The organism is Hymenobacter jeollabukensis, from assembly GCF_005771675.1.
GTDB classification, from domain to species: Bacteria; Bacteroidota; Bacteroidia; order Cytophagales; family Hymenobacteraceae; genus Solirubrum; species Solirubrum jeollabukense.
On record NZ_VAJM01000002.1, the window covers coordinates 612,108 to 634,005 of the forward strand.

Sequence of the window (21,898 nt, forward strand, 5' to 3'; positions counted from 1 at the left end):
CGATGAGTTCTTTCTTCCCACGGCTCCGCGGCACCATGCTGACGGGGCTGCTGCTGGGGCTGACGGCCGGTTCGCTCCGCGCCCAAACCACGCCGGCTGCCGCCCCTGGCCAGGAGCCGCGTTACGAAATCGGTGGTATCACCATTAGCGGCATTCGTTACCTCGACCCCAACACCATGATCGGGCTGACCGGTCTGAAAGTGGGCGACCCGGTGTCGTTGCCGGGGGAGGAAATTGGCCGCGCCATTCGCCGGCTCTGGGACCAGGGCATTCTGGGCGACGTGAATGTGGTCGTGGACCGCATCGAGGGCAACCGCGTGTTCCTGGATTTCCAGCTCAAGGAGCGGCCCCGCCTCTCCAAAATTTACTTCACCAGCATTGGCAAGAGCCAAGCGGACGAGCTGCGCAACAAGATCAAAATTGTGCGCGGCAAGGTGGTGACCGATGCGCTTCTGAACAACACCCGGCAGGCAGTACGCAAGTACTACACCGATAAAGGGTTCATGAACGCCAAAATCAACATCACGCAGGAGCCTGACTCCACGCTGCCCAACAGCGTGGAACTAGTCATCGACGTGAAGAAGGGCGAAAAGGTGCGCATCGCCAGCATCGACTTCATCGGCAACGAAGCCATTAAAGATGGCAAGCTGAAGGGGCAGATGAAGAAAACCAAGGAGAAGAAGTCCTACAAGTTTCTTAACTCCGGCAAGTACAACAAAGCCGAGTTCGAGGCCGACAAGCAGAAGGTCATCGACTACTACAACGCCCAGGGGTACCGCGACGCTATCATTACCAGCGACTCGCTGATTACCGTGCAAGGCGAGCATACTTACCGCTGGATCGGCAAGGAGAACGGTAAGTTTGGCATCCATAAGCGCACGGAGCGCGAAGCCGACAAGCTGGCGCTGCGCATCTACGTGGACGAAGGGCCGAAGTACTACTTCCGCAACGTACGCTGGGCCGGCAACTACCTCTACGACGACCGGACGCTGGCCTCGGTGCTCGGCATCAAGAAGGGCGACGTGTACAGCAAAGAGTCGCTGGATAAGCGCCTGAACTACAACCCCACGGGCCAGGACGTGACGTCGCTCTACATGAACGACGGCTACCTGTTCTTTCAGATCGAGCCGGTGGAAACCCGCGTGGAGGGCGACTCCATCGACATCGAGATGCGCATCACCGAAGGGGTGCAGGCGCGCATCAAGGAGGTCAACATCGCGGGGAACACCAAAACCTCGGACCACGTGGTGCGGCGCGAGCTGCGCACCCTGCCGGGCGACAAGTTCAACCGCGAGCTGCTGATCCGCTCCCAGCGCGAAATTTCCTCGCTGGGCTACTTCGACCCGGAGAAAGTGGGCCTGAACCCGGTGCCCAACCCGGCCGATGGCACGGTGGACATCAACTACACGGTGTCGGAGAAGCCCTCGGACCAGATTACCCTGTCGGGCGGCTGGGGCGGCTACGCCGGCTTCATCGGCACGGTAGGCCTGGTGTTCAACAACTTCTCGCTGCGCAAAGCCGGTGACTTCCGGAACTGGAAGCCAGTGCCGGGCGGCGACGGGCAGCGCCTGGCGCTGAACGTGCAGGCCAACGGGCTGCAGTACCAGTCGTACTCGCTGTCGTTTACGGAGCCCTGGCTGGGCGGGCGCAAGCCCAACTCGCTGACGGTGACGTTGAACCGCAGCATTCAGCGCTACTCGTCGAGCGGCACGCTGGATGCGGCGTCGTTGCGCTCGGGTAGCTACATCAAAGTAAACAGCGCCTCGGTGGGCCTGGGCCGTCGTTTGCGCTGGCCCGATGACTACTTCACCCTAAGCAACAGCCTTTCGGTGAGCCGCTACGACCTGAAGGACTACCCGTACATAGGGGGCTTCAACACGGGGCAGGCCAACAACATCACCTTCAACACCACGCTGGCGCGCAACAGCACCGACAACCCGACGTTTACCCGTCGCGGCTCGGCCCTGACCTTGTCGCTGAACCTGACGCCGCCTTACTCAGTGTTTAAGGGGGCGCACCCGAACGTGAACGAGTGGGTTGAATTCCACAAGTGGATGTTCGACGCCTCGTGGTTCACGCCGATGGGCAACAAGCTGGTGCTGAACACGCGGGCGCACTTCGGCTTTATCGGTCGCTACAACAAGAGCCGGGCGTACGGGCCATTTGAGCGCTTCAAGCTCGGCGGTTCGGGTCTGGGCTTCGGTGGCGCCTCGAACTTCATCGTGGGCACCGAATACATCGGTCTGCGCGGCTACGACGACCCGCAGGACGCGTTTGCCATTCCGACGGCCCGGCAGCAGGAAAGCGGCGGCATCGTGTACAACAAGTACGTGATGGAGCTGCGCTACCCGGTGTCGCTGAACCCGGCGGCTACGGTGTACGTGCTGAGCTTTGCTGAAGCCGGCAATGCCTTCGACACCTATAACCAGTACAACCCCTTCAAAGTCTACCGCTCGGCGGGCGTCGGGGCGCGTATCTTCATGTCGGCGTTCGGCCTGCTCGGCTTCGACTACGGCTACGGCTTCGACAACGTGCCCGTACCGCTGGGCAACTCGCAGCGGCAGGACCACAGCAAGTTTCACTTCATCATCGGTCAGCAGATCCGCTAAGGCACCAAACAGCCGGTGGCCGGCGTTCAGTAGCATATGAAACGACTATTGTTTGCGCTTCCCCTGCTGTGGCTGGCGCTGCTGCCTGGCCTGGCCCGGGCCCAGAAGTTCGGCTACGTCGACACGGAGTTCATCATGACCAAGATGCCGGCTTACGCCCAGGCACAACAGGAGTTGAACACTGCGTCGCAGAACTGGCAGAAGGAAGTGGAGGCCCAGAAAAAGGACCTCGACCGGCTGCACCGCACCTATCAGGCGGAGGAAGTGCTGCTGACCGAAACGATGAAGAAGAAGCGCCAGGACGAGATTCTGAAAAAAGAGCAGGACGCCAAGGCCTACCAGAACAAGGTGTTCGGCTACGAAGGCCTGCTGTTCAAGAAGCGCCAGGAGCTGACCAAACCCATTCAGGACAAGGTGTTTGAAGCCGTGGAGAAAGTGGCTAAGAAGAAGCAACTGGCCATCGTATTCGACAAAGCCGGCGACCTGACCATGCTCTATACTAACCCGGCGCATGACTACACGGAATTTGTCTTGGAAGAATTAGATTTAGCTTCCGAAGACCGCAACCAACCCGGCCCGAAAGGCGCCGTGAAGACAGTTGCCCCGCCCCAGACGCCCGCTGACTCGGAGTTTGGCGACGACATGCCCGCCCCCACCAAGGCCGCGCCGGCTACCAAAGGCCGCGTGACGACCAAGCCCGGTACGCGGAACTAACTACCTTTGTGCATCAACCCCCTGACCCCTCTCGCTCAATGACCCTGACCCGCAAGTTTCGCCTCGTGCTGGCCGCCGCGGCCCTGACGCTGACCGCCGCCCCCGCCGCCCTGGCCCAAACTGCTCCGGCCACCAACGCTGGCCCGCTCAAAATCGGCTACACCAACGTGGACTACGTGATTAGCCAGATGCCCGAGAGCAAACAGATTGAGTCGCAGCTGAAAGACTACAGCACCCAGCTCAAAAACCAGCTGGACGCCAAAGTAGCCGACTACCGCAAGAAGGTGGACGCTTACCAGGCCTTGCCCCAGACGACCCCCGACGCTATTCGCGCCGACAAAGAGAAGGAACTGCAAACCATGCAGCAATCCATCCAGGAATTCCAGCAGAGCGCCGAGCAGTCGGTGCAGCAGCGCCAGCAGACCCTGCTGAAGCCGGTGTACGACAAGCTGCAGAAGACCATCGACGTGGTGTCGGAGAAGAACGGCTACACCTACGTGTTCAACTCGGACGCCGGCTTCGGCACGACGCCTATCCTGCTGCACGGCCCGAAAGACGGTGACATCTCCGACATCGTGCTAAAGGAAATGGGCGTAACGCCCGGCCAGAACGCCGCCCCGGCCCCGTCGGCTACGCCGAAAGCCGCTCCCGCCACGACCCCGGCTACCACGCCGGCCGGCGGTGCGAGCAAAACCAAAGTGAAGAAGAAGTAGTCCTTCGCGCCGATAACCCGAAAGCCGGGGCCTGCTGGCAGGTCCCGGCTTTCGTATGTTTGAGCCCCGGTGCCCCAGCCATGCTACACGACCTAGACCCCGATTTGCTGCCCGACGGCGCGTCCGGCCTCGCCGAGGAAGACGAGCTGTTTGAGCACCACCGCATTCAGGCCGACGCCCGGCAGGAGCCCATGCGGCTGGATAAATTCCTGCTCAACCGCCTGCCCAACGTGTCGCGTACCAAGGTGCAGGCCGGCATCGAGGCCGAGGCGGTGCAGGTGAACGGCAAGCCCGCCAAATCCAGCTACAAAGTGAAGGCCGGCGACGTGGTGACCGTGGTGCTGCCCGAGCCCCCGCGCGAGGACAAGGTGGTACCCGAGCAAATGGCCCTGGACATCCGCTACGAGGACGACCAGTTGCTGGTGGTGAACAAGCCCGCCGGCATGGTGGTGCACCCCGCCTACGGCAACTGGACGGGCACCCTGGTCAACGGCCTGGCCTGGCACCTGCACAACCTGCCTACCGGCCGCAACGGCGACATTCGCCCCGGCCTGGTACACCGCATCGACAAGGACACTTCCGGACTGCTGGTGGTGGGCAAGACGGAGTGGGCCATGACGCACCTCTCCAACCAGTTCTTCTACCACACCATCGAGCGGACGTACCTGGCGCTGGTGTGGGGCACGCCCAAAGAGGCCAGCGGCACCATTCGCGGCAACATTGGGCGCCACCCCAAGGACCGTAAGCTGATGACCGTATTTCCCGAAGGCAGCGCCGAGGGCAAGCACGCCGTCACGCATTACAAAGTTCTGCAGAGCTTCGGTCCGGTGGCGCTGGTGCAGTGCAACCTCGAAACCGGCCGTACCCACCAGATCCGGGCGCACATGAAGCATATCGGCCACCCGCTCTTCGCCGATGCGGCCTACGGCGGCGATAAAGTCCTCTACGGCCAACGCACCGGCTCCTACAAGAGCTTCGTCGAAAACACCTTCGAAGTGCTCAACCGCCAAGCCCTGCACGCCAAGTCGCTGGGCTTCGTGCACCCGACGACGGGCGCGCAACTGCAGTTGGAAGTGGAGTTGCCCGAGGATTTTCGGGCTGGCTTGGCCCGCTGGGAGCGGTACGCCACGCAGGCCGACTAATAACCCTTCGCTAAAACGCACAAAAAAGCCCGCTGCAGCAATGCAGCGGGCTTTTCTATAACATGGAAGGCCCTTACTTCTTCGTGCTCTTAACGGGCGCTTTAGCCGGGGCCTTGGTGGGGGCGCTGAGTTGCTTGATAGCATCGGCAGCCTGCGCGTCGTCGGGCTTCACTGCTACGGCCTGCTGGTAGCTGCTCAATGCCTGAGCTTTGTTGCCAGCGTTGTAGTAGTAAGCACCCAGATAACGGTAGGCTTCGGCCAGGCCAGCTTGGTTTTTGGCCGGATCAGCTTTGGCTACTTCGATGTACTTCTCGTAGTGCGGCTTAGCCAAGGCCTGTTTCAGTTCCGGGTCCAGGTTGGAGTTGGCCTGGGCGCGCATCAGGTAGCCGGCGGTGTAAGTCGGACGAGCCGTAATAACAATGTTCAGGAGGCTGTCGGCCTGGGCGTACTTCTTATCGATGGTGTACACATTGGCCAGACGCACTTGGTCGGTCAGGGCCGGAGTGCCTTTCGACATCTTCTGACGCAGTACGCGTTCGGCTTTGGGGTAATCCTTCTTCAGGATATACGCCTGCACCAGTTCATTCTGTAGGTCAGCAGCCTTGTCCGGGTTGGCGGCAATGGCCTTTTCGATCAGGGCAATACCCTCGTCCGAACGGCCCGCTTTCACCAGAATCTTGCCCTGGTATACGTAGTCATCGGTGATGCGCTTGTCGGCGGGCACCAGCGTATTGTATTTCTCCACGGCAGCCAAGGCCTGGTCGTTCTGGTTGCTCTCGTACAGCGAGTAAGCCAGCAGACGATTCATGGTCACGTTGTTGGGGTCTTTGGCCAACACTTCCTGAATCTGGGTAATGGCTTCCGGATACTTCTTGCTCGTGTACAGGAAGGCAGCGTACGTGGCCTGCGTGGCCGTCGTATTCTCCGCCATGTCCGTGTACTTCTTCATGTTCTCTACGGCCAGATCGGGCTTGTCGGCGTAGTAATACATGTTGGCCAGCTCGCGGTACACCGGGGCGTAGTTCGAGTTGATGCTGGTCACTTTGTTGAAGTTAGTCAGTGCCTCGCCGCCGTTGCGCGAACGGAAGCTCAGCTCACCCTTGCGGTAGTAGGCCCGCACGTAGCCGCCATCGGCGCGCAGGGCGCGGTCGTAGGCGTTCATGGCGTCACCACCGCCATTGTCGCGCTTGGCGTAGATGTCGCCGAGGTTCACCAGCCAGGCTGCATCATCCTTCTTATTCAGCTTGATAGCCTGATTGATGGCGTCGATGCCCTTCTGGTTATCCTTTACATCCGTTTCGGCGTAAGCTTGGCCTACCGCCGCGTAGATGTTGGCATCCTTGCTCTTGGTGGCTTTGATGGCCGCGTCAAACTGCGCGTCAGCTTCCATCTTCTTACCCTGCGCTAACAGCGCACGGCCCGAGGAAACCATGGCGAGCGGGAACTTGGTATCACGCGAAGCCATGTTGAAGAAGTAAGCGGCCGAGTCAGCCTTTTCTTGCTTCAGGTACAAACGACCCAATTCGTACGCCGCTTCCGGGTTCGACTGGTTGGGCAACAGCTGACGCTTGGCTTCGCTGTAGCGTTCCAGCTCGATGGACTGACGAGCGGCCGGCATGTTCTGAGCAAACACGGCCGGGCCGGCGAGCGAAAAAGCAGCGAGGAGCGAGAGCTTCCAGGGCTTATTGGTCATGAGAAAAGGGTAAATGAGGAAATGGTGAGAGACTGGTTGAGGCAGGTGAGCAAAGACTTACTCCTTGTTGGCCTGCACCAGACGAACCTGCCCAACGGCCGGCATCAGTCCGGATTTCAGGAAAATCAGCTGACCCTGATTGCCCGCTACGAAGGATGCAAACCCGGTGCCAAGTCCGGTACGCGCCTCGCGGCTGATGACGTAGAGCTTGCGGCGCAATGGGTACTCCTGCGTCGCCAGATACGCCTGGTAGGGCTTCACGTAGTCGTCGGGCTTACTAGGCGCCGCGACTTTGCTCTTGCCAATGGCCGCTACCTGAATCTTGCGCAGAAAGCTCTGCACCTTGGCATCGTCCTGGTCGCTGATCCAATTAACGCCGATTACGCCGATTGCGTTCGGATGCGTTGCAACGTAATCAATCAGCTTTGGGTTCGATTCGCTGGCAAACACCTCCTTGGCCAGGGCCGCCCCGCGCGTAACGGAGTCCTGCACGTAGCGGGTGGTGCTGGAGTTGTTCTGGTCAAATACCGGGCTGATTTTGCCCAGCGACGAGGCTTTGCCGCTGACCTGCTTCCACTGCGCCACCTGCCCGGTGAAAATGGCCTTCAGCTGCGCCAATGTCAGCAGAGAGTCGGGGTTCGAGGGGTGCAGGATGATGGCCACGCCGTCGGTAGCTACGTGCGTCAGGTGGGGCACGATGGTTTGCCGGTCAAATTCCGCTTGCTCCTCCGGCTTCAGCCCGCGGGCCACGATAACGGCGCGTACCTTGTCGTCGAGCAGGTCGCGCATGGCTTCGCGCTCGGGCTTGTATGCCGCCTGCACGTGCGCGTACTGGTAGAGCTTCTGAAACGTGTCGATATGCGACTTCAGAATGGGCTCGAACGTGTTGTCGATGCTGACCTTGATGGTGCCGCTGGTCGGCGTATCACTGTCCGCGTCGGGCGTCGTGGAGTTGTTGCCGTTGCAGCCAGCCAAGAGGGCTATGCTCAGGGCCAGAGCGGCCCCCAGGGCACGCGGAGTGGCTTTAGAAAGCGTCATGTCGTTTGCGGAAATGCTGGCGGAACGCGCGGACAAATCTAATTAATCCGTACAGGATGAAGAGGCCGCCCACCACGCGGCGGGTGGTCAGCGTGAGGTGAAATATGCCGGGCGGCGCGGCAATCAGAAAGGCGCCCAGCCCCACGTACACCACGGCCATCAGCATGGTGAAGTAGCGCGAAGTCGAATGTTGGCCCCGGCGGCTGTTGATACGCTCGTCAGCGTTGGTGTTCAGCATGGCTGTCAATGTTGAGGCAGCCGCACGGGCTGCTACGTCCTAACGCGTAAAAGTAGAAGGTTTGTTCGCTGTATTACGGTGCCGCAATGTTTTCGGGTAAGGAATAAAGCTAAAAGCCCGTTTGAGCGCAACGCTCAAACGGGCTTTCTAGTGTGTAGAGTGCAACTAAAGCCGATTCGCCTAATTGCCGATCCGGAAGGTGATGGGCAGCGTGTAGCGCACTGCTACCGCGTGCCCGTTTTGGGTGCCGGGCTCCCAGGCCGGCATCTTGCGCACCACCCGCAGCGCCTCTTCATCAGTGCCGTAGCCCAACCCTTTGAGCACCTGCACATCCACGATTTCACCGCTCGTGCTGACGGTGAAGGACACGAATACTTTGCCTTCTACCTGTTCGCGCAGGGCCATAGCCGGGTAGCGCATGTTGCGTCGCAGAAAGTCCAGCATGGCCGCATCACCACCCGCGAACTTGGGCATGAACTCGGCCGTCAGGAATACGCCCGTGGTGCCCGTACCGGCTGGAGCAGTCAGGTCCAACGGCTTTTTGCCGTCACCTTCTCCGAGGCCGATAGCGCCATCCTTGGGTATTTCGGCGGGCCCAACGGCATTAACGGCGCCCGGCAGGGCATCAGCCGGCGGAGTAACGGATTCATCCCGGGGCTTAGCCTTGTCGTCTGGTACTACCTGGGTCGGTGTTGCCACCGTGGGCACTTTAGCACCAGCGGCACGCACTGGTGGCTCGATGGGCTTCGGCTCGTCGATAGGCTTGAATACGGTGGTGGGATTGGTCAATATTACTTCACTCACTACCGGTGGCTTGTAGGTGGCTTTGGGAGTGAGCAAGCGTACAATTCCAGGCGCAGCGGCCAGCAATACAAACAGCAGCAGCGCCAGCCCAACGGCCCGGCGCACGTGCGTGGGATAGGTCTGGCGCAGGTCAAAGGCACCGTAGGCCTTGTTGCGGCCCTCGAAGACGATTTCGTCCAGCGTGCTGGGCCGAAGTTGTAGGGGAGTCATGGCGGTGAATGAAGTGAGGTGAATGATAGAACTGCTGCGCATCCAGTCTGACCTCAACCCCGCTCTAATTACTCCTCCGGCCTGACCTTCAGCCAGAAAACGGCGCAGATAAGGCGGTTGGTATATCGGCTAACCAGAAAAATTCCAGATAGCCGGAAAAAGCAAAACCCCGAACCATGCCGGAGCCTGATTCGGGGTTTTTAAGTTGGCTGACGTGGTCGTCAGGCCAGTCGCTTACTTGATGGTGAACGTCACCGGGACGGTGTACGACACGCTCACGGCGCGACCGTTCTGCTTACCAGGCGCCCAGGCCGGCATCTTGCTGATAACGCGTACTGCTTCTTCGTCGCAGCCGGCACCGATGCCTTTGGTTACCGTTACGTTCGAGATTTGCCCATCCGGGCCCACCACGAAGTTCACGAATACTTTGCCTTCCACCTGGTTGCGCAGGGCCAGGGCCGGATACTTGATGTTTTTACCGAGGTATTGCATCAGGCCTTCCATGCCACCGGGAGGGGTCGGCATCTGCTCCACGTACGTGTAGACCTTTTGTTCTACGACGGCCGCTACCGCTTCGCCTTTGCCTTCGTCGAGGCCGCTCAGGTCGACTGCTGCCAAGTTGTTGGTGTTGCCTTCAACCGTTTTGGTAGCTACTACCTTGTCTTCGAGCTCCTTCTGATCGGGAATCTCTTCGACTTTGCGAACCTCTTCGTCCTTTTTCACCACGGGCGGGGTAAAGCGCACCGTCGAAAGCTTGGGAGGAGGGGGCGGGGGAGCCGTGGGGGGCGGCGGTGGGGGCGGGGGCTGGTTTTCCAGGGGCGGCGCCTCCAGCGTCACGTCGACCTCGATTTTGTCTTTGGTCGTGTCCTTCTTCGGCGTGAGCATGCTGGCGATAACCGGCCCGAAGATCAGCAGCGTGAAGAAGATGATGGCAACCAGAAAAGCGCGCGTGACGTGCTTGCCGTACAGCTTGCGCAGTACATAAGCACCGTAGGCTTTGTTACGGCCTTCAAAGATGATATCGTTGAAGGACGCCCGGGCCAATTGAGCATTGTCCATCATAGGCCAGAGGTGGTTATAAGGTTCTCATCGTCCTTGGTGATGTCCACCAGCGCATATTTCTGCTGCCCGGTAATGGTCATCTCGTCCAGGATATCCACCATGTTCTTGTAGTTGGCTTTGTCGGCGGCCTTGATCAGCACCACCGTCGAGGGGCGCCGGGCGCGGCGGTTCACCAGAACCTGTCGGATACCATCAGCTGAGTAAGAGCTCAGCTGCAGCTGCGGTTTTTCGCTCACCAAGCCCTCGTAGTAGTAGAGCTTGTTGTTTTCGCCCAGCAGCACCGTGAAAGCGTCTGAGGCTTTCAGTTCTTGTTGTTCGTCTTCCGGCTTCGGCTTCACCGGCATCGAAATCTGCATCACCTTGGGCTTTGCAAACGTCGTGGTCAGCATGAAGAAGGTGAGCAGGAGGAAGGCCAAGTCCACCATCGGGGTCATGTCGATTTTGGTCGACATTTTCTTGGCCCGCTTCTTACCACCTTTGCCTCCGCCGGAGTCTTTCTGTTGTATTTCGGCCATGGCTACTTAGTTGCTGGCAACCGGCTTGGTTTCCAGATCGGTGACGAGATAGAAACGGTTGAGGTTCTTCTCCTGCAGAATCTTGATGACTTTCTTCACCGTCGGAACATCGGCCAGCCCGTCGCCTTTGATGGCAATGTAGGGGGCGGTGTTCAGCACGCTGATGTTGGCGCTCCGCGCCGCCATTACCCACTCGGCCAGCTGATTGTTCAGCGAATCGGTCGGGATGCCCGGCTGTTTGAAGGCTTTGCGCTGCTCGGCCGGCAGGTTCACGAAGCCCTTGATCTGCTGGGCTTCAAGACCGAAATCGGGCAGCAGCGAAAACTGCTTCTTCTCTTTGTCGGAGAAGCTCTGGCCATATTTAGCCCCGACGGTTTCAAGCGCCTTCAGCTTTACCGGCTGCGAGTCCGAGCTGAAGAATACGCGCTTGTCCTTATCGATGGTAATGGTCAGTACGCCCTTGTCGGGCAGCGACTTTTCCGAAATCGAGGACGGAGTGTCCACCACCACGGCCGTGTCTTCCGTGGGCGTAGCGGTGAGCATGAAGAAGGTCACCAGCAAGAAGGCCAAGTCTACCATCGGGGTCATGTCCAACGATGGTGACACTCGGTGAGGTTTTACTTTCGGCATTTCTGGCTAGTTCAGAAGGTTCTTTGATTCAGTAACGTACGAGGTGCAGCGTTTAGTTTACGCTACCGCACCGTTTTGTACGCCGTTGTCGCCGTGCTGAGCAGCGAAGGTCTGAATGATGGAGAACCCGGCCTCGTCGATGCTGTAGGTCAGCTCGTCGATTTTGCTGGTGAAGAAGTTGTAGGCGATGATGGCAATGGCCGAGGTCAAGATACCCAGAGCCGTGTTGATCAGAGCTTCCGAGATACCGTTGGCCAGACCTACGGCGTCCGGAGCACCGGCGTTAGCCAGAGCGGCGAAGGCGTTGATCATACCGAATACGGTACCGAGCAGACCAACCAGGGTAGCAACCGACGCCAGGGTCGAGATGATAACCAGGTTTTTCTCCAGCATCGGCAGCTCCAGGGCGGTCGATTCCTCGATTTCCTTCTGGATAGCCAGGATCTTCTGGTCTTTGTCCATGCCCCGCTCGCGGGCCATTTCCTGGTACTTCAGCAGGCCCGACTTCACTACGTTGGCTACCGAGCCCTTCTGCTGGTCGCAGGTGGCAATGGCGCCGGTGATGTCGTTCACGTTCAGCTTCTGGCGCACGGTACGTACGAAGCTCTCGATGCTCTTCGAACCTTTGGCGCGGCCGATGGTGAGGTAACGCTCAATCGAGAACGTAATCACAATCAGGAACATCGACATCAGGATCGGCACGATAACACCGCCCTTGTACACGATGCCGAGGTAATCACCGGGCATGGGGTTGTTGTGGTTGTTGCCGCCCTGGAAGTGGCTACCGTCACCCATGACGAATTTCCACACCACGTAGCTAACGACGAGAGCCAGCGGAATCACGATAGCGGCCAGTGCCGAACCGCCTTTGGCTTCGCCAGTCTTCGGCGCTGCGGGAGCGGCAGGCCGGGGAGCCGTAGCCGGCTTGTTCGGGACATTCTTTTGTTCCATTGTTCCGGAGATTAAGAAAGGGTTGGTTGGTGAAAAAGGTTGACTTGTGGTTGGAAAGTGGTTTATAAAAACCGAAAGGCCTAAGACGGCGGAGCCCCGCTCACCCTCACAAATTGGCCAGGGAAAAGAAGCCAAATCTGTGGGTCTGCTCGTGTGCGGGGCCTTCGTCCGTAGTAGGTCTATCCTTGGCAAACCTAAACAAAAGGCTTGGCGCCGCCAAATTAAAAGGAGGCCTAAAGCGTTTAAAACGGCATTAGCCCCGAAAAAAGGCTATTTCGTGGAGTTTGATTCAGGGCCAGTTACGGGCAAGTGTTTGGCAGCGTTCCAGTATTGATCCATCTCGGCCAGCGTGAGGTCGGCGAGGGCCCGGCCGGAGCGGGTTACTTCGGTTTCCAGATACCGGAAGCGGTGGATAAACTTCCGGTTGGTTTGCTCCAGGGCTTCTTCGGGGTTGATGCCGGCAAAGCGGGCAAAATTGACGAGCGAAAACAGCAGGTCGCCGAACTCGGCGGCGGCCCGGGCGGGGTCCACCACGTCGCCGTCGCGGAACTCGGCCCCGAACTCGGCCAGCTCTTCCTGCACTTTCGCCCACACCTGCGCCTTTTCCTCCCAATCGAAGCCGGCGCCGCGCGCTTTTTCCTGAATACGCATGGCCTTCACCAGAGCCGGCAGCGAAACTGGTACGCCACCCAGCACGGAATCGTTGCCCTTCTCCTTGAGTTTCAGCTGCTCCCAGTTGCGCTTGACGTCCTCTTCATCGGCTACCTGCACGTCGCCGTAGATGTGGGGGTGGCGGTGAATAAGCTTGTCGCACTGCGCGTTGAGCACGTCGGCAATGTCGAAGCGGCCCTGCTCGCTGGCAATTTTGGCGTAGAAGGTGAGGTGCAGCATCACGTCGCCCAGCTCCTTCTGCACGTCCGGCAGGTCCTCGCGCAGGATGGCGTCGGCCAGCTCGTAGGTTTCCTCGATGGTGAGGTGGCGCAGGGTCTGCATGGTCTGCTTCCGGTCCCAGGGACACTCGGCCCGCAGGCGGTCTAATACGTCGAGCAGACGGCCGAAGGCCGCGAGTTGGGCGGGGCGGCGACTGGGGGTGTTGTACTCCATTGTCTCAAATATACGGCGCAAGCTAAAAACGAACCGAGTGAGTAGTCACGTAGTAGGCGGGGCGGGGCGGATTCGTTACTTTTGCCGCCTGAAAAACCGACATTTCTTGTGGCACTGATCAAATCCATCTCGGGCATCCGGGGCACCATCGGCGGCCGGGCGGGCGACGCTCTCACCCCCATCGACGTGGTCAAGTTCACGGCTGCCTTCGGCACCTGGGCGCTGGCCCATTCCCAACACCGCACCATCGTGGTCGGCCGCGACGCGCGCCTCTCCGGCGACATGGTTAACAAGCTGGTTATCGGCACGCTGCAGGGGCTGGGCATCGATGTCATCGACCTGGGCCTGTCGACCACGCCGACCGTGGAAATGGCCGTGCCGGCGCGCAAAGCGGCGGGCGGTATCATCCTGACGGCCTCGCACAACCCCAAGCAGTGGAACGCGCTGAAGCTGCTCAACGAAAAGGGCGAATTCATCTCCGACGCCGACGGCAAGCACGTGCTGGAGCTGGCCGAGCAGGAAGCCTTCGATTTCGCGCAGGTAACCAAGCTGGGGCAGGTAACGAACGACAACTCGGCGCTGAAAAAGCACATAAAGGCCATTCTGGCGCTGCCGCTGGTGGACGTGGAAGCCATCAAGGCCAAAAACTTCCGGGTGGTGGTTGACGCCGTTAACTCCTCGGGCGGTTTTGCCGTGCCGCAGCTGCTGGAAGCCCTGGGCGTGACGACCATCGAGAAGCTGTACTGCGAGCCGACCGGCGACTTTGCCCACAACCCCGAGCCGCTGCCCGAGAACCTGCGCGACATTGCCAAGGTGCTGGAAAAAGGCTCGTTTGACCTCGGTATCGTGGTGGACCCGGACGTGGACCGCCTGGCCCTCATCAACGAGGACGGCACCATGTTCGGCGAGGAGTACACGCTGGTGGCCGTGGCCGATTACGTGCTGGGGCAGTTGGGCGGCGGCAACACCGTGAGCAACCTGAGCAGCACCCGCGCCCTGCGCGACGTGACTGAGAAGCACGGCGGCTCGTACGCCGCCGCCGCGGTGGGCGAGGTGAACGTGGTGACCAAGATGAAGGAAACCAACACCGTTATCGGCGGCGAGGGCAACGGTGGTATCATCTACCCCGAGCTGCACTACGGTCGCGACGCCCTGGTGGGCATTGCGCTGTTTCTGACGCACCTGGCCAAGTCGGGCAAGACGATGACGCAGTTGCGGGCGTCGTACCCGAACTACTTCATCTCGAAAAACAAGATCGAGCTGACGCCGGATATCGATACTGATAAAGTACTGGTGCAGATGGAGAAGCGCTATGCCAAGCAGCCGGTGAATACCATCGACGGGGTGAAAATCGAATTCGACAAGGAGTGGGTGCACCTGCGCAAGTCGAACACCGAGCCGATTATCCGCATCTACGCCGAGTCGGACTCCAACGCGACGGCCGACCATCTGGCGCAGAAAATCATCGGCGACATCAAGGAAATCATCAGCCGCTAATCACGGATTACGGCGGATTAGCTCCGCTGAACCTCGTTTCGTCCGGATTTCACGGATTTGATGGACGATTGAACGCAGTGGTGCCACGACTCCAAAGTCGTGGCACCACTGCGTTTACCCGGGTTCAGCCGGTGAAAATTACTCGTGGTTTCAAGGTAGTGGTGCCACGACTTCGAGCCTTGGCACCACACGGGTTTCTTGCTTTTGGCCAATATTATTCTTCTGTAAAGTGGGGTGGTTGGCCGATAATACCAGCCCGATGGGCGGTAGAAATGCGCGGCAATATTGAATCCGTTATTTTTGCAGTCCACCCCTGAAAGTGTCTGTGCATGACGCCCAACCACGCTACGCCTTCGGTTTACTTCGATAACGCCGCCACCACCCCGCTCGATCCGGAAGTACTGGACGCCATGATGCCCTTTCTGACGGAGCATTTCGGCAACCCCAGCAGCATCCACGGCCACGGCCGCAAGGTGCGCGCGGCCATCGAAAACGCCCGCAAGACCATTGCTCACCTGATTGGGGCCGCGCCGGCCGAAATCAGCTTTACCTCGGGCGGTACCGAAGCCGACAACTACGCCGCGTTTGGCTCGATCCGGACGCTGGGGCTGAAGCACGCCATTACCTCCAGGCTGGAGCACCACGCGGTGCTGCACACGCTGGAGGCGCTGCAGAAGGCGGGCGAGATTGAGCTGAGCTTCGTGCGCTTCGACGAGCAGGGCAAGCTGGACCTGGCCCACCTCGACGAGCTGCTGGGCACGCACACGCGCTCCTTCGTGAGCCTGATGCACGCCAACAACGAAATCGGCAACCTGAACGACATCGAGGCCATCGGGCAGCTTTGTCGGACGCACGGGGCCATCTTCCACACCGACACGGTGCAGACGATGGGCCACTACTGCCACAACGTGCAGCAGTTGCAGAACCACTTTCTGGTGGGCTCGGCGCACAAGTTTCACGGGCCGAAGGGCTCGGGCTTCCTCTACACGCAGTCGGGCCTGCAGGTGCAGCCGCTGATTCATGGCGGGGCGCAGGAGCGCAACGTGCGCGCCGGCACCGAAAACGTGTACGGCATCGTGGGCTTGGCCAAGGCCCTGGAAATTGCCTACCGCGACATGGACCAGCACCACCGCCACATTCAAGGGCTGAAAGACCGGTTCATCGAAAAGCTGCGGGCCGAAATCGACGACGTGCAGTTTAACGGGCTTTCGGCCGACGCCGACCAGAGCCTGTACACGGTGCTCAACGTGAGCCTGCCGCCCTCGGAGCTGAACGAGATGCTGCTGTTCAACCTCGACATCAACCACGTGTCGGCCTCGGGCGGCTCGGCCTGCACCAGCGGCTCCAACATCGGCTCGCACGTGCTCACGGCCCTGGGCTGCGACCCGCAGCGCGGCGCGGTGCGCTTTTCGATGAGCAAGTACAACACGGCCGACGAGGTGGACTACGCCGTGGAGCAGCTGGCCAAGATGTACCGCAAGGTGCCGGCGTAGACTGAAAGCGTAAAAATTATAAAAGCCCCGGTGTGCAGCTCGTACACCGGGGCTTTTGCTTGGTAGGCGGGCCGAAAGCTGGGCCGCGCCATTATTCAATAGGCACCGGTGGCGCCGCCGCCGCCGGAGTGGCCGCCGCCGAACTGCACGCCCGCCGTGGCCGCGGCCGGGGCGGAGTGGGCCGTCTGGGCCACTACCAAGGATTCCAGGTCGAGCTGCGGGTCCTCGGCGTCGTCGGGGGCGGAGGTGAGGCCGTGGCGGGCCGAGTGCAGGTAGCGCGTGGCCCACACGGCCAAGGCCACGAAAAAGGCGCCGGCCAGGGTGGCGGCGGTTTCGGCGGGCAGCAGGCTGCGGTAGTAGCGCAGGGTGAAAACGGAAAACGCGGCCGTCAGCAAACCCAGCCACAGCCAGGTGCGGTCGGGGCGGCGCAGGCCCTGGACGAGGTAGAATAGCGGAATGGTAGCCGTGAGCAGGCAAAACAGCCACGCCAGCGGAATCTGGGGCGCCACAAACGCGTAGCTATGGTATTCAGGCGCCATCAGCGCCATATTTCCTTCGCGCACGGCCCAGTAGTTGACGGCCAGATAAGCGGTTCCCAGCGCCAGGCCGCGCAGCAGCCCGAGGCAACGGTGGTAGTACAGGCGCTCAGGCCGTTGGAGCTGTCGGGTAAACCATAGGTAGGCTGCGGCCGACGCAGCGCACAGTGCGAAGGGCAGCAGCAGCGTGCCGTGGGGCAGCAGCAGTAGCACGTTGCCGAGCAGCAGCAGGCCATTCAGGTAAGCGGCCACGGCGACGAGGCGGTCGGCGTAGCGCAGGGTGGCCAGCAGCAGCACCGCCTGGGTGAGCAGCAGGGCGACGGTCAGGCGGGCGGTGCCGGGTGTGGGGTCGGGGGAAGGGTAGCTGCTCAGCGTTTCGTAGGTGAAATAGAAAATGAGCACGACCAGACCCAGCAGTTCCAGGTACAGCAGGGCGTTGTCGGCGCCGGAGTGGTAGAGCCGTTTGCCGCGAATGGCCATTTCCAGCACCACCGCGCCGATAATCAGGCTGACGATGAGCGTGCCGAGAAAATTGAATTGGAACATCATGCCCACGAAACCCGCGCCGGCCAGGGCCCCCAGCGTGGTAAACAGAAACAGGCCGATGCGCAGAAACAGGTGCGGCCGGTAGAAGTCGAGCGGAAAGCGGGCCTGCGCGGCGGCCAGCTGCCCGGCCGTCAGCAAACCGCGCCGCTGCCAGCGGGTGGCTTGCTCCTGAATGGCTTCGTGATGCGGCCAGTCGGGGTGGTAGGCGTAGAAGCTCATCGGAGACGCAGGATTTTCTTGATGTTCAGAAACAACCAGACCACGCCGGCAGCCGACAGCGGCACGTACAGCAGCAGGAGCGTAAAGCCCGCTTCGCCGGAATCGGTGGCCGCGATGAAGCGCACCAGCGTGTAGGTCACGGCCATGTAGGCGTAGCCCACGCCCATCAGCAGCAGCAGGTAGGAATGCGTGCGGCGGGCGTACCACACCAGCGCGGCGCACACCAGCAGAATCAGCGGCACCAGCAGCACGGGCGGAAAGCTGCCGTAGCCGGGCGTGAAATCCAGCAGCGTGACGGTGGCCGCAATCAGCAGCAGGTTGCTGCCCAGCGAAATGTAGGTGAAGGCGAAGTGCGCCTTGCGGCCGTAGCGCTCCGAGAGCAGCCCGGCCAGCATCAGCCCCAGGCCCAGCAGCATGGCGGCCGTGCTCAGGCGGGAGTGCCAGAAGTCATTGGTAGTGAAGGCCGACAGCGGCTGAATGGTGACACCCACCCAGGCCGCCAGCGCCGTGATGCCCATGGCCAGCACGCCGCGGTGGTCGAAGCGGTAGGCCAGGGGCAGAAATACCAAGGCTGGCAGCAAGGTGGCCAGCCCGTAGCGCGTGCCGAAGAGGCCGTACTGCACCTGCAGGTAGGTTTCGAGGGTGACGAAGAGCAGGCAGCCGAGCAGCAGGGCGTAGTCGGGCAGAAAGCCGGCTTTGGCGGCCTCGCCCCAGCTGAAGGGCTGCCGGTGCCGCGCCGCGTAGCCCAGGCTAAGGAGCATCAGCAGGGCAATGGCGGCCACCACCACGCCGTGGCCAATATCATCGAGGTGCTGGTAGATAAGCACGCCCAGCCCGCCGCTGAGCAACACGATGCCCACGTACAGCAGCAGGCGCAGCTCGTGGTGCAAGGAGAAGGGGCGCTGGGCCTCGTCGGTGCGGATCAGGGCAGCCTGCTCGGGCGGCAGCAGCTGCTGATCCAGCAGTGCGCGCAGCACGGATTCGGGGGACATAGGCGGCGGGTAGGGGTGAAGCGGTAAGTACGGCGTTCGGCGGCAGAATCCGCGCTACCGGTGGCGTCTGGTTGGCCGGCTATGTCGCCGACGCTATCTATTTTGCCCCGGCTGCGTATGGCAAGCCCGTAGCCCTCCTCTTTCCGCAACCTGGCTTTATGGCTGAAATCAACATTCAACGAAAGAAAAAACGGGTAAGTCCGTGGCCCCTGCTGATTGCCGTGCTGGTGGTGCTGGCGCTGGGCGTGTGGTACCTCGTGAGCCGCGACAAGGATGAGGCCCCAGCGGCCACGCCCGCCGTACCCGCCGCCACGCCCGCCGATACCGTGAGCGTGCCCAGCGGCGACGCGGCCACGGCCACCGACCCTGATGCGCCCACCGGCGACCCGTCGGTGGGGGCCATGGCCGGCGAAGTGGACGCGGACAACGCTGCGCCGGCCGACTTCTACGCCTTCGTGGCCGACGACCCGACCAGCACCACCTACGCCCGCCGCGGCCTGAGCCTTCTCAGCAGCGTGCTGGTGAACCTGGCCGACCGCAACGACCTGCGCAACCCGGCGGTGGAAGAAAAGCGCAACGACCTGACCAGCGCCACCAGCCGCGTGGCCGACGGCGGCTCGCTGCGCCCGGGCCTGGTGGCGGCGGCCGAGCTGATGCAGGAAATGCAGCGCCGCGGCTACGCCACCCTGGAGCGCGACGTGAGCAAGCTGGTGGAGCAGGCCGGCCAGCTCAGCGGCCGCACCGCCACCGCCGCCGAACAACAGGCCACCCAGGAGTTTTTTCAGCAGGCCGCCAACGTGCTGCGCGTGCTGGAAAAGCCCGCCGCCTAGCCCCGATTAGCAACGCCGACCTGGCAACCCCCATGGAAACCACACCCGTCCCCAGCGCCGAGGGCATGCACCTGACGCGCCTGCGCGACCTGCGCGATTTTGAAGTAGCCGATGGCAGCCCCGACGTGCGCGGCTGGGCCGTGCGCGGCGCCGATGGCAAGCGTTTCGGCGACGTGTACGAGCTGATTGTGGAGCGCGACGCGCTGAAAGTGCGCTACCTCGACGTGGAGCTGGACGCCGGGCTGAACATCAACCAACACGAGCGGCACATTTTGGTGCCCATCGGCGCCGCCGCGCTTGACGACGACGGCGACAACGTATTCGTGCCCGCCCTCACCGCCGATTCGGTGCTGAACTACCCGCCCTACCAGGAAATCAGCATCAGCCGCGACTACGAGGAAGCCATGCTGCGCGCCCTGAGCCTGCCCGTGCCCAGCCGCGACAGTCACTCGCCCTTCTACGAGCAGCCCAGCTACGACGAGCAGCACTTCTACCACAACCGCCGCCCCGCCGAGCTGCCCAGCAGCTTCCGCCGCCGCCCCGACGTGAACGTGCCGCCGCGCGGGGAGCTGAATTAAGGCTGGAGCGGAGAGCAGAACGACGCAAAAAGAACGTCATTCTGAGCGAAGTCGAGGAATCTCGCGTGCTGAATCCAGATAGCATTCTTCTCGTTCAACGAGGATTTTACTGTCCCACATCAGCACGCGAGATTCCTCGACAAGCTCGGAATGACGTTTTTGTTTTCTGTCGTTCTGGTTCCTGTTGTTCTGCTTTCGTAGGTAGAATCTAGAAAAACACCTTCCGCAGCGCCCAGAGGCTCCAGACGATAACCATCAGCCCCACGCCCACGAACATAAAGCGGGTGGACACGCGGCCGGCCAGCCGGGCGGCAAAGGGCGCGGCGGCCACCCCACCCACAATCAGGCCCAGCACCACCTGCCAGTGCGAAATGCCGATGGTGGCGAAGAACGTAAGGGCGCTGGCGAAGGTGACGAAGAACTCCGTCAGACTCACCGAGCCGATGACGTACTGCGGGGTGCGGCCCTGCGAAATCAGTGTGCTGGTGACCAAAGGGCCCCAGCCGCCGCCGCCGAACGAATCGAGGAAGCCGCCGGCGCCGGCCAGCCAGCCTACATGCTTCACTTTGCGCTTGCGCAGGTCGGGCTTCGTGAAGGCCTTGCTGATGAGGCGCACGCCCAGCAGCAGCAGGTAAGCGGCCAGCACGGGCTTCACGTAGCTGCCGTACTGCTCGCCGAATTTCGACAGCAGCAACGCCCCGCTCACCGAGCCCAGGATGCCCGGAATCAGCAGGGCCTTGAACAGCCGCCGGTTCACGTTGCCGAAGCGGTAGTGGTTGTAGCCCGAGGCGCCGCTGGCAAACATTTCGGCCGTGTGGATGCTGGCGCTGACCGCCGCCGGATTCAGCCCCAACGACATCAGGCTGATGGCCGTGACCACCCCGTAGCCCATGCCCAGCAGCCCGTCGACGAGCTGGGCGGCGAAGCCCACGGCCACGAAGAGGTAGAAGGTGCGGGCGGTGGTGATGGTGTCCCAGACTTGTGGCCAGGTGTAGTAAATCGACAGCACGTTGAGGCCCAGCAGCAGTGCAAAGCCGAAAAGCGAAAACGTGGCAATGCGCCGCCACATCGTCGTTTCCGGCGACTCGGCCAGCTCCGCCGTCACCTCGTTCAGCGACTTTACCTTCTGCGTGAAGTCGCCCGCCAGGCGGCGGCGGATGACGCCCAGGTTTTGCAGCACCGCGTTCAGCTCGTCGGGCAGCGCTTCACTGAGCACCTCTCGCAGGCGCTGGGCCACCGTCGGCGACTTGCCATTGGTGCTGATGGCCACTTTCAGGTCGCCCTTCTGCACGATGGCGCCGAGGTAAAAGTCGCACTCCTCGGGCGTGTCGGCCACGTTGGCCAGCAGGCCGTGGCCGGCGGCTTCCTGCTTGATGCGGCTGTTCAGGGCCCGGTCGTTGGTGGCAATGAGCACCAGGTCGTGGCCCAGCAGGTCGGTGAGCTGGTAGGGCCGCTCGTGCAGCTGCACCGCCGGGTGCTGTGCGGCCAGCGTGCGGATTTCGGGGGAAATAACGTCGCTGACCACCGTGATGCTGGCGGCGGGGCTGTTGCGCAGCAGGGCCGTGATTTGTTCGAGGCCCACGGCGCCGCCGCCCACCAGCAGCACCCGCAGGTGCTCCAGCTTCAGAAACACCGGAAACAGCGTGTTGCCGGCCCGGGGCGCGGGGTTTTCAGCGGGTGGACCGGTAGCCAGGTGCAGCGGCAGGGCGGTTGAATTCATGCGGGGCGTAGGTTTTGGCCGTGAAGCGCTGCCGGCACTGGGCCGGCGGTTGGGTAGTGGCCGC

The 21,898-nt window shown here is 61.5% G+C and carries 20 protein-coding genes; 8 read left to right on the plus strand and 12 right to left on the minus strand.

Going from position 1 to position 21,898, the window contains the following annotated elements:
* Positions 1 to 2 precede the first annotated feature (2 nt).
* The 4 genes from bamA to FDY95_RS06670 all read left to right on the plus strand — a co-directional run bounded on the left by bamA (position 3) and on the right by FDY95_RS06670 (position 5,178).
* Positions 3 to 2,609 carry an outer membrane protein assembly factor BamA gene (gene bamA, locus FDY95_RS06655; protein ID WP_171025559.1) on the plus strand — a complete coding sequence of 869 codons (2,607 nt, stop codon included), beginning with the start codon at positions 3 to 5 and terminating at the stop codon, positions 2,607 to 2,609.
* Positions 2,610 to 2,645: 36 nt separating this feature from the next.
* Complete coding sequence (locus tag FDY95_RS06660) at positions 2,646 to 3,323, plus strand: OmpH family outer membrane protein (protein WP_138075963.1); 678 nt, start codon at positions 2,646 to 2,648, stop codon at positions 3,321 to 3,323.
* Between the two features lie 38 nt (positions 3,324 to 3,361).
* A complete protein-coding gene (locus tag FDY95_RS06665; RefSeq protein WP_138075964.1) occupies positions 3,362 to 4,036 on the plus strand; it encodes an OmpH family outer membrane protein in 675 nt (224 codons plus the stop codon).
* A gap of 80 nt (positions 4,037 to 4,116) precedes the next feature.
* The gene (locus tag FDY95_RS06670; RefSeq protein WP_138075965.1) at positions 4,117 to 5,178 is read left to right on the plus strand and encodes an RluA family pseudouridine synthase; all 1,062 of its coding nucleotides are present in this window, start codon (positions 4,117 to 4,119) and stop codon (positions 5,176 to 5,178) included.
* 73 nt (positions 5,179 to 5,251) lie between these two features.
* On the opposite strand, the gene FDY95_RS06675 is transcribed toward FDY95_RS06670, so the two are convergent.
* The 9 genes from FDY95_RS06675 to mazG form a co-directional block, all read right to left on the minus strand.
* Positions 5,252 to 6,871, minus strand: a complete 1,620-nt coding sequence (locus tag FDY95_RS06675; RefSeq protein WP_138075966.1) for a tetratricopeptide repeat protein — start codon at positions 6,869 to 6,871, stop codon at positions 5,252 to 5,254.
* Between the two features lie 57 nt (positions 6,872 to 6,928).
* A complete protein-coding gene (locus FDY95_RS06680) occupies positions 6,929 to 7,909 on the minus strand; it encodes a PstS family phosphate ABC transporter substrate-binding protein (protein WP_138075967.1) in 981 nt (326 codons plus the stop codon).
* Positions 7,896 to 8,147 carry a DUF308 domain-containing protein gene (locus FDY95_RS06685; RefSeq protein WP_138075968.1) on the minus strand — a complete coding sequence of 84 codons (252 nt, stop codon included), beginning with the start codon at positions 8,145 to 8,147 and terminating at the stop codon, positions 7,896 to 7,898. Before FDY95_RS06685 ends, FDY95_RS06680 begins: the two co-directional genes overlap by 14 nt.
* Before the next feature lie 180 nt (positions 8,148 to 8,327).
* The gene (locus FDY95_RS06690) at positions 8,328 to 9,161 is read right to left on the minus strand and encodes an energy transducer TonB (RefSeq protein WP_171025560.1); all 834 of its coding nucleotides are present in this window, start codon (positions 9,159 to 9,161) and stop codon (positions 8,328 to 8,330) included.
* A 234-nt stretch (positions 9,162 to 9,395) separates the two neighbouring features.
* On the minus strand, positions 9,396 to 10,223 hold the full coding sequence (locus tag FDY95_RS26905; RefSeq protein ID WP_262710167.1) for an energy transducer TonB: 828 nt from the start codon (positions 10,221 to 10,223) through the stop codon (positions 9,396 to 9,398).
* Complete coding sequence (locus tag FDY95_RS06700; RefSeq protein WP_138075970.1) at positions 10,220 to 10,738, minus strand: ExbD/TolR family protein; 519 nt, start codon at positions 10,736 to 10,738, stop codon at positions 10,220 to 10,222. The genes FDY95_RS26905 and FDY95_RS06700 overlap by 4 nt, the downstream gene beginning before the upstream one ends.
* Positions 10,739 to 10,744: 6 nt before the next feature.
* Positions 10,745 to 11,344 (minus strand): ExbD/TolR family protein, encoded by a 600-nt coding sequence (locus tag FDY95_RS06705; RefSeq protein ID WP_246073947.1) that lies wholly within the window; start codon positions 11,342 to 11,344, stop codon positions 10,745 to 10,747.
* Positions 11,345 to 11,425: 81 nt separating this feature from the next.
* Positions 11,426 to 12,319, minus strand: a complete 894-nt coding sequence (locus tag FDY95_RS06710) for a MotA/TolQ/ExbB proton channel family protein (RefSeq protein ID WP_138075971.1) — start codon at positions 12,317 to 12,319, stop codon at positions 11,426 to 11,428.
* Positions 12,320 to 12,589: 270 nt separating this feature from the next.
* Positions 12,590 to 13,423 (minus strand): nucleoside triphosphate pyrophosphohydrolase, encoded by an 834-nt coding sequence (gene mazG / locus FDY95_RS06715; RefSeq protein ID WP_138075972.1) that lies wholly within the window; start codon positions 13,421 to 13,423, stop codon positions 12,590 to 12,592.
* A 108-nt stretch (positions 13,424 to 13,531) separates the two neighbouring features.
* On the opposite strand from mazG, the gene glmM reads away from it, so the two are divergent.
* Complete coding sequence (gene glmM / locus FDY95_RS06720) at positions 13,532 to 14,920, plus strand: phosphoglucosamine mutase (RefSeq protein ID WP_138075973.1); 1,389 nt, start codon at positions 13,532 to 13,534, stop codon at positions 14,918 to 14,920.
* A gap of 329 nt (positions 14,921 to 15,249) precedes the next feature.
* On the plus strand, positions 15,250 to 16,413 hold the full coding sequence (locus FDY95_RS06725) for a cysteine desulfurase family protein (RefSeq protein ID WP_138075974.1): 1,164 nt from the start codon (positions 15,250 to 15,252) through the stop codon (positions 16,411 to 16,413).
* 95 nt (positions 16,414 to 16,508) lie between these two features.
* Here the strand turns inward: FDY95_RS06725 and FDY95_RS06730 are convergent, their stop codons facing one another.
* Entirely contained in the window at positions 16,509 to 17,714 is a 1,206-nt protein-coding gene (locus FDY95_RS06730) for a hypothetical protein (protein WP_138075975.1), read from the minus strand.
* Positions 17,711 to 18,706: a DUF2157 domain-containing protein gene (locus tag FDY95_RS06735; protein WP_138075976.1), complete on the minus strand. Its 996-nt coding sequence runs from the start codon at positions 18,704 to 18,706 to the stop codon at positions 17,711 to 17,713. Before FDY95_RS06735 ends, FDY95_RS06730 begins: the two co-directional genes overlap by 4 nt.
* A gap of 158 nt (positions 18,707 to 18,864) precedes the next feature.
* On the opposite strand from FDY95_RS06735, the gene FDY95_RS06740 reads away from it, so the two are divergent.
* Together FDY95_RS06740 and FDY95_RS06745 are read left to right on the plus strand one after the other, a co-directional pair.
* A complete protein-coding gene (locus tag FDY95_RS06740; RefSeq protein ID WP_138075977.1) occupies positions 18,865 to 19,536 on the plus strand; it encodes a hypothetical protein in 672 nt (223 codons plus the stop codon).
* 32 nt (positions 19,537 to 19,568) lie between these two features.
* Entirely contained in the window at positions 19,569 to 20,114 is a 546-nt protein-coding gene (locus FDY95_RS06745; RefSeq protein WP_138075978.1) for a PRC-barrel domain-containing protein, read from the plus strand.
* A gap of 208 nt (positions 20,115 to 20,322) precedes the next feature.
* On the opposite strand, the gene FDY95_RS27060 is transcribed toward FDY95_RS06745, so the two are convergent.
* Complete coding sequence (locus tag FDY95_RS27060) at positions 20,323 to 21,834, minus strand: TSUP family transporter (RefSeq protein WP_138075979.1); 1,512 nt, start codon at positions 21,832 to 21,834, stop codon at positions 20,323 to 20,325.
* Between the last annotated feature and the right edge of the window lie 64 nt (positions 21,835 to 21,898).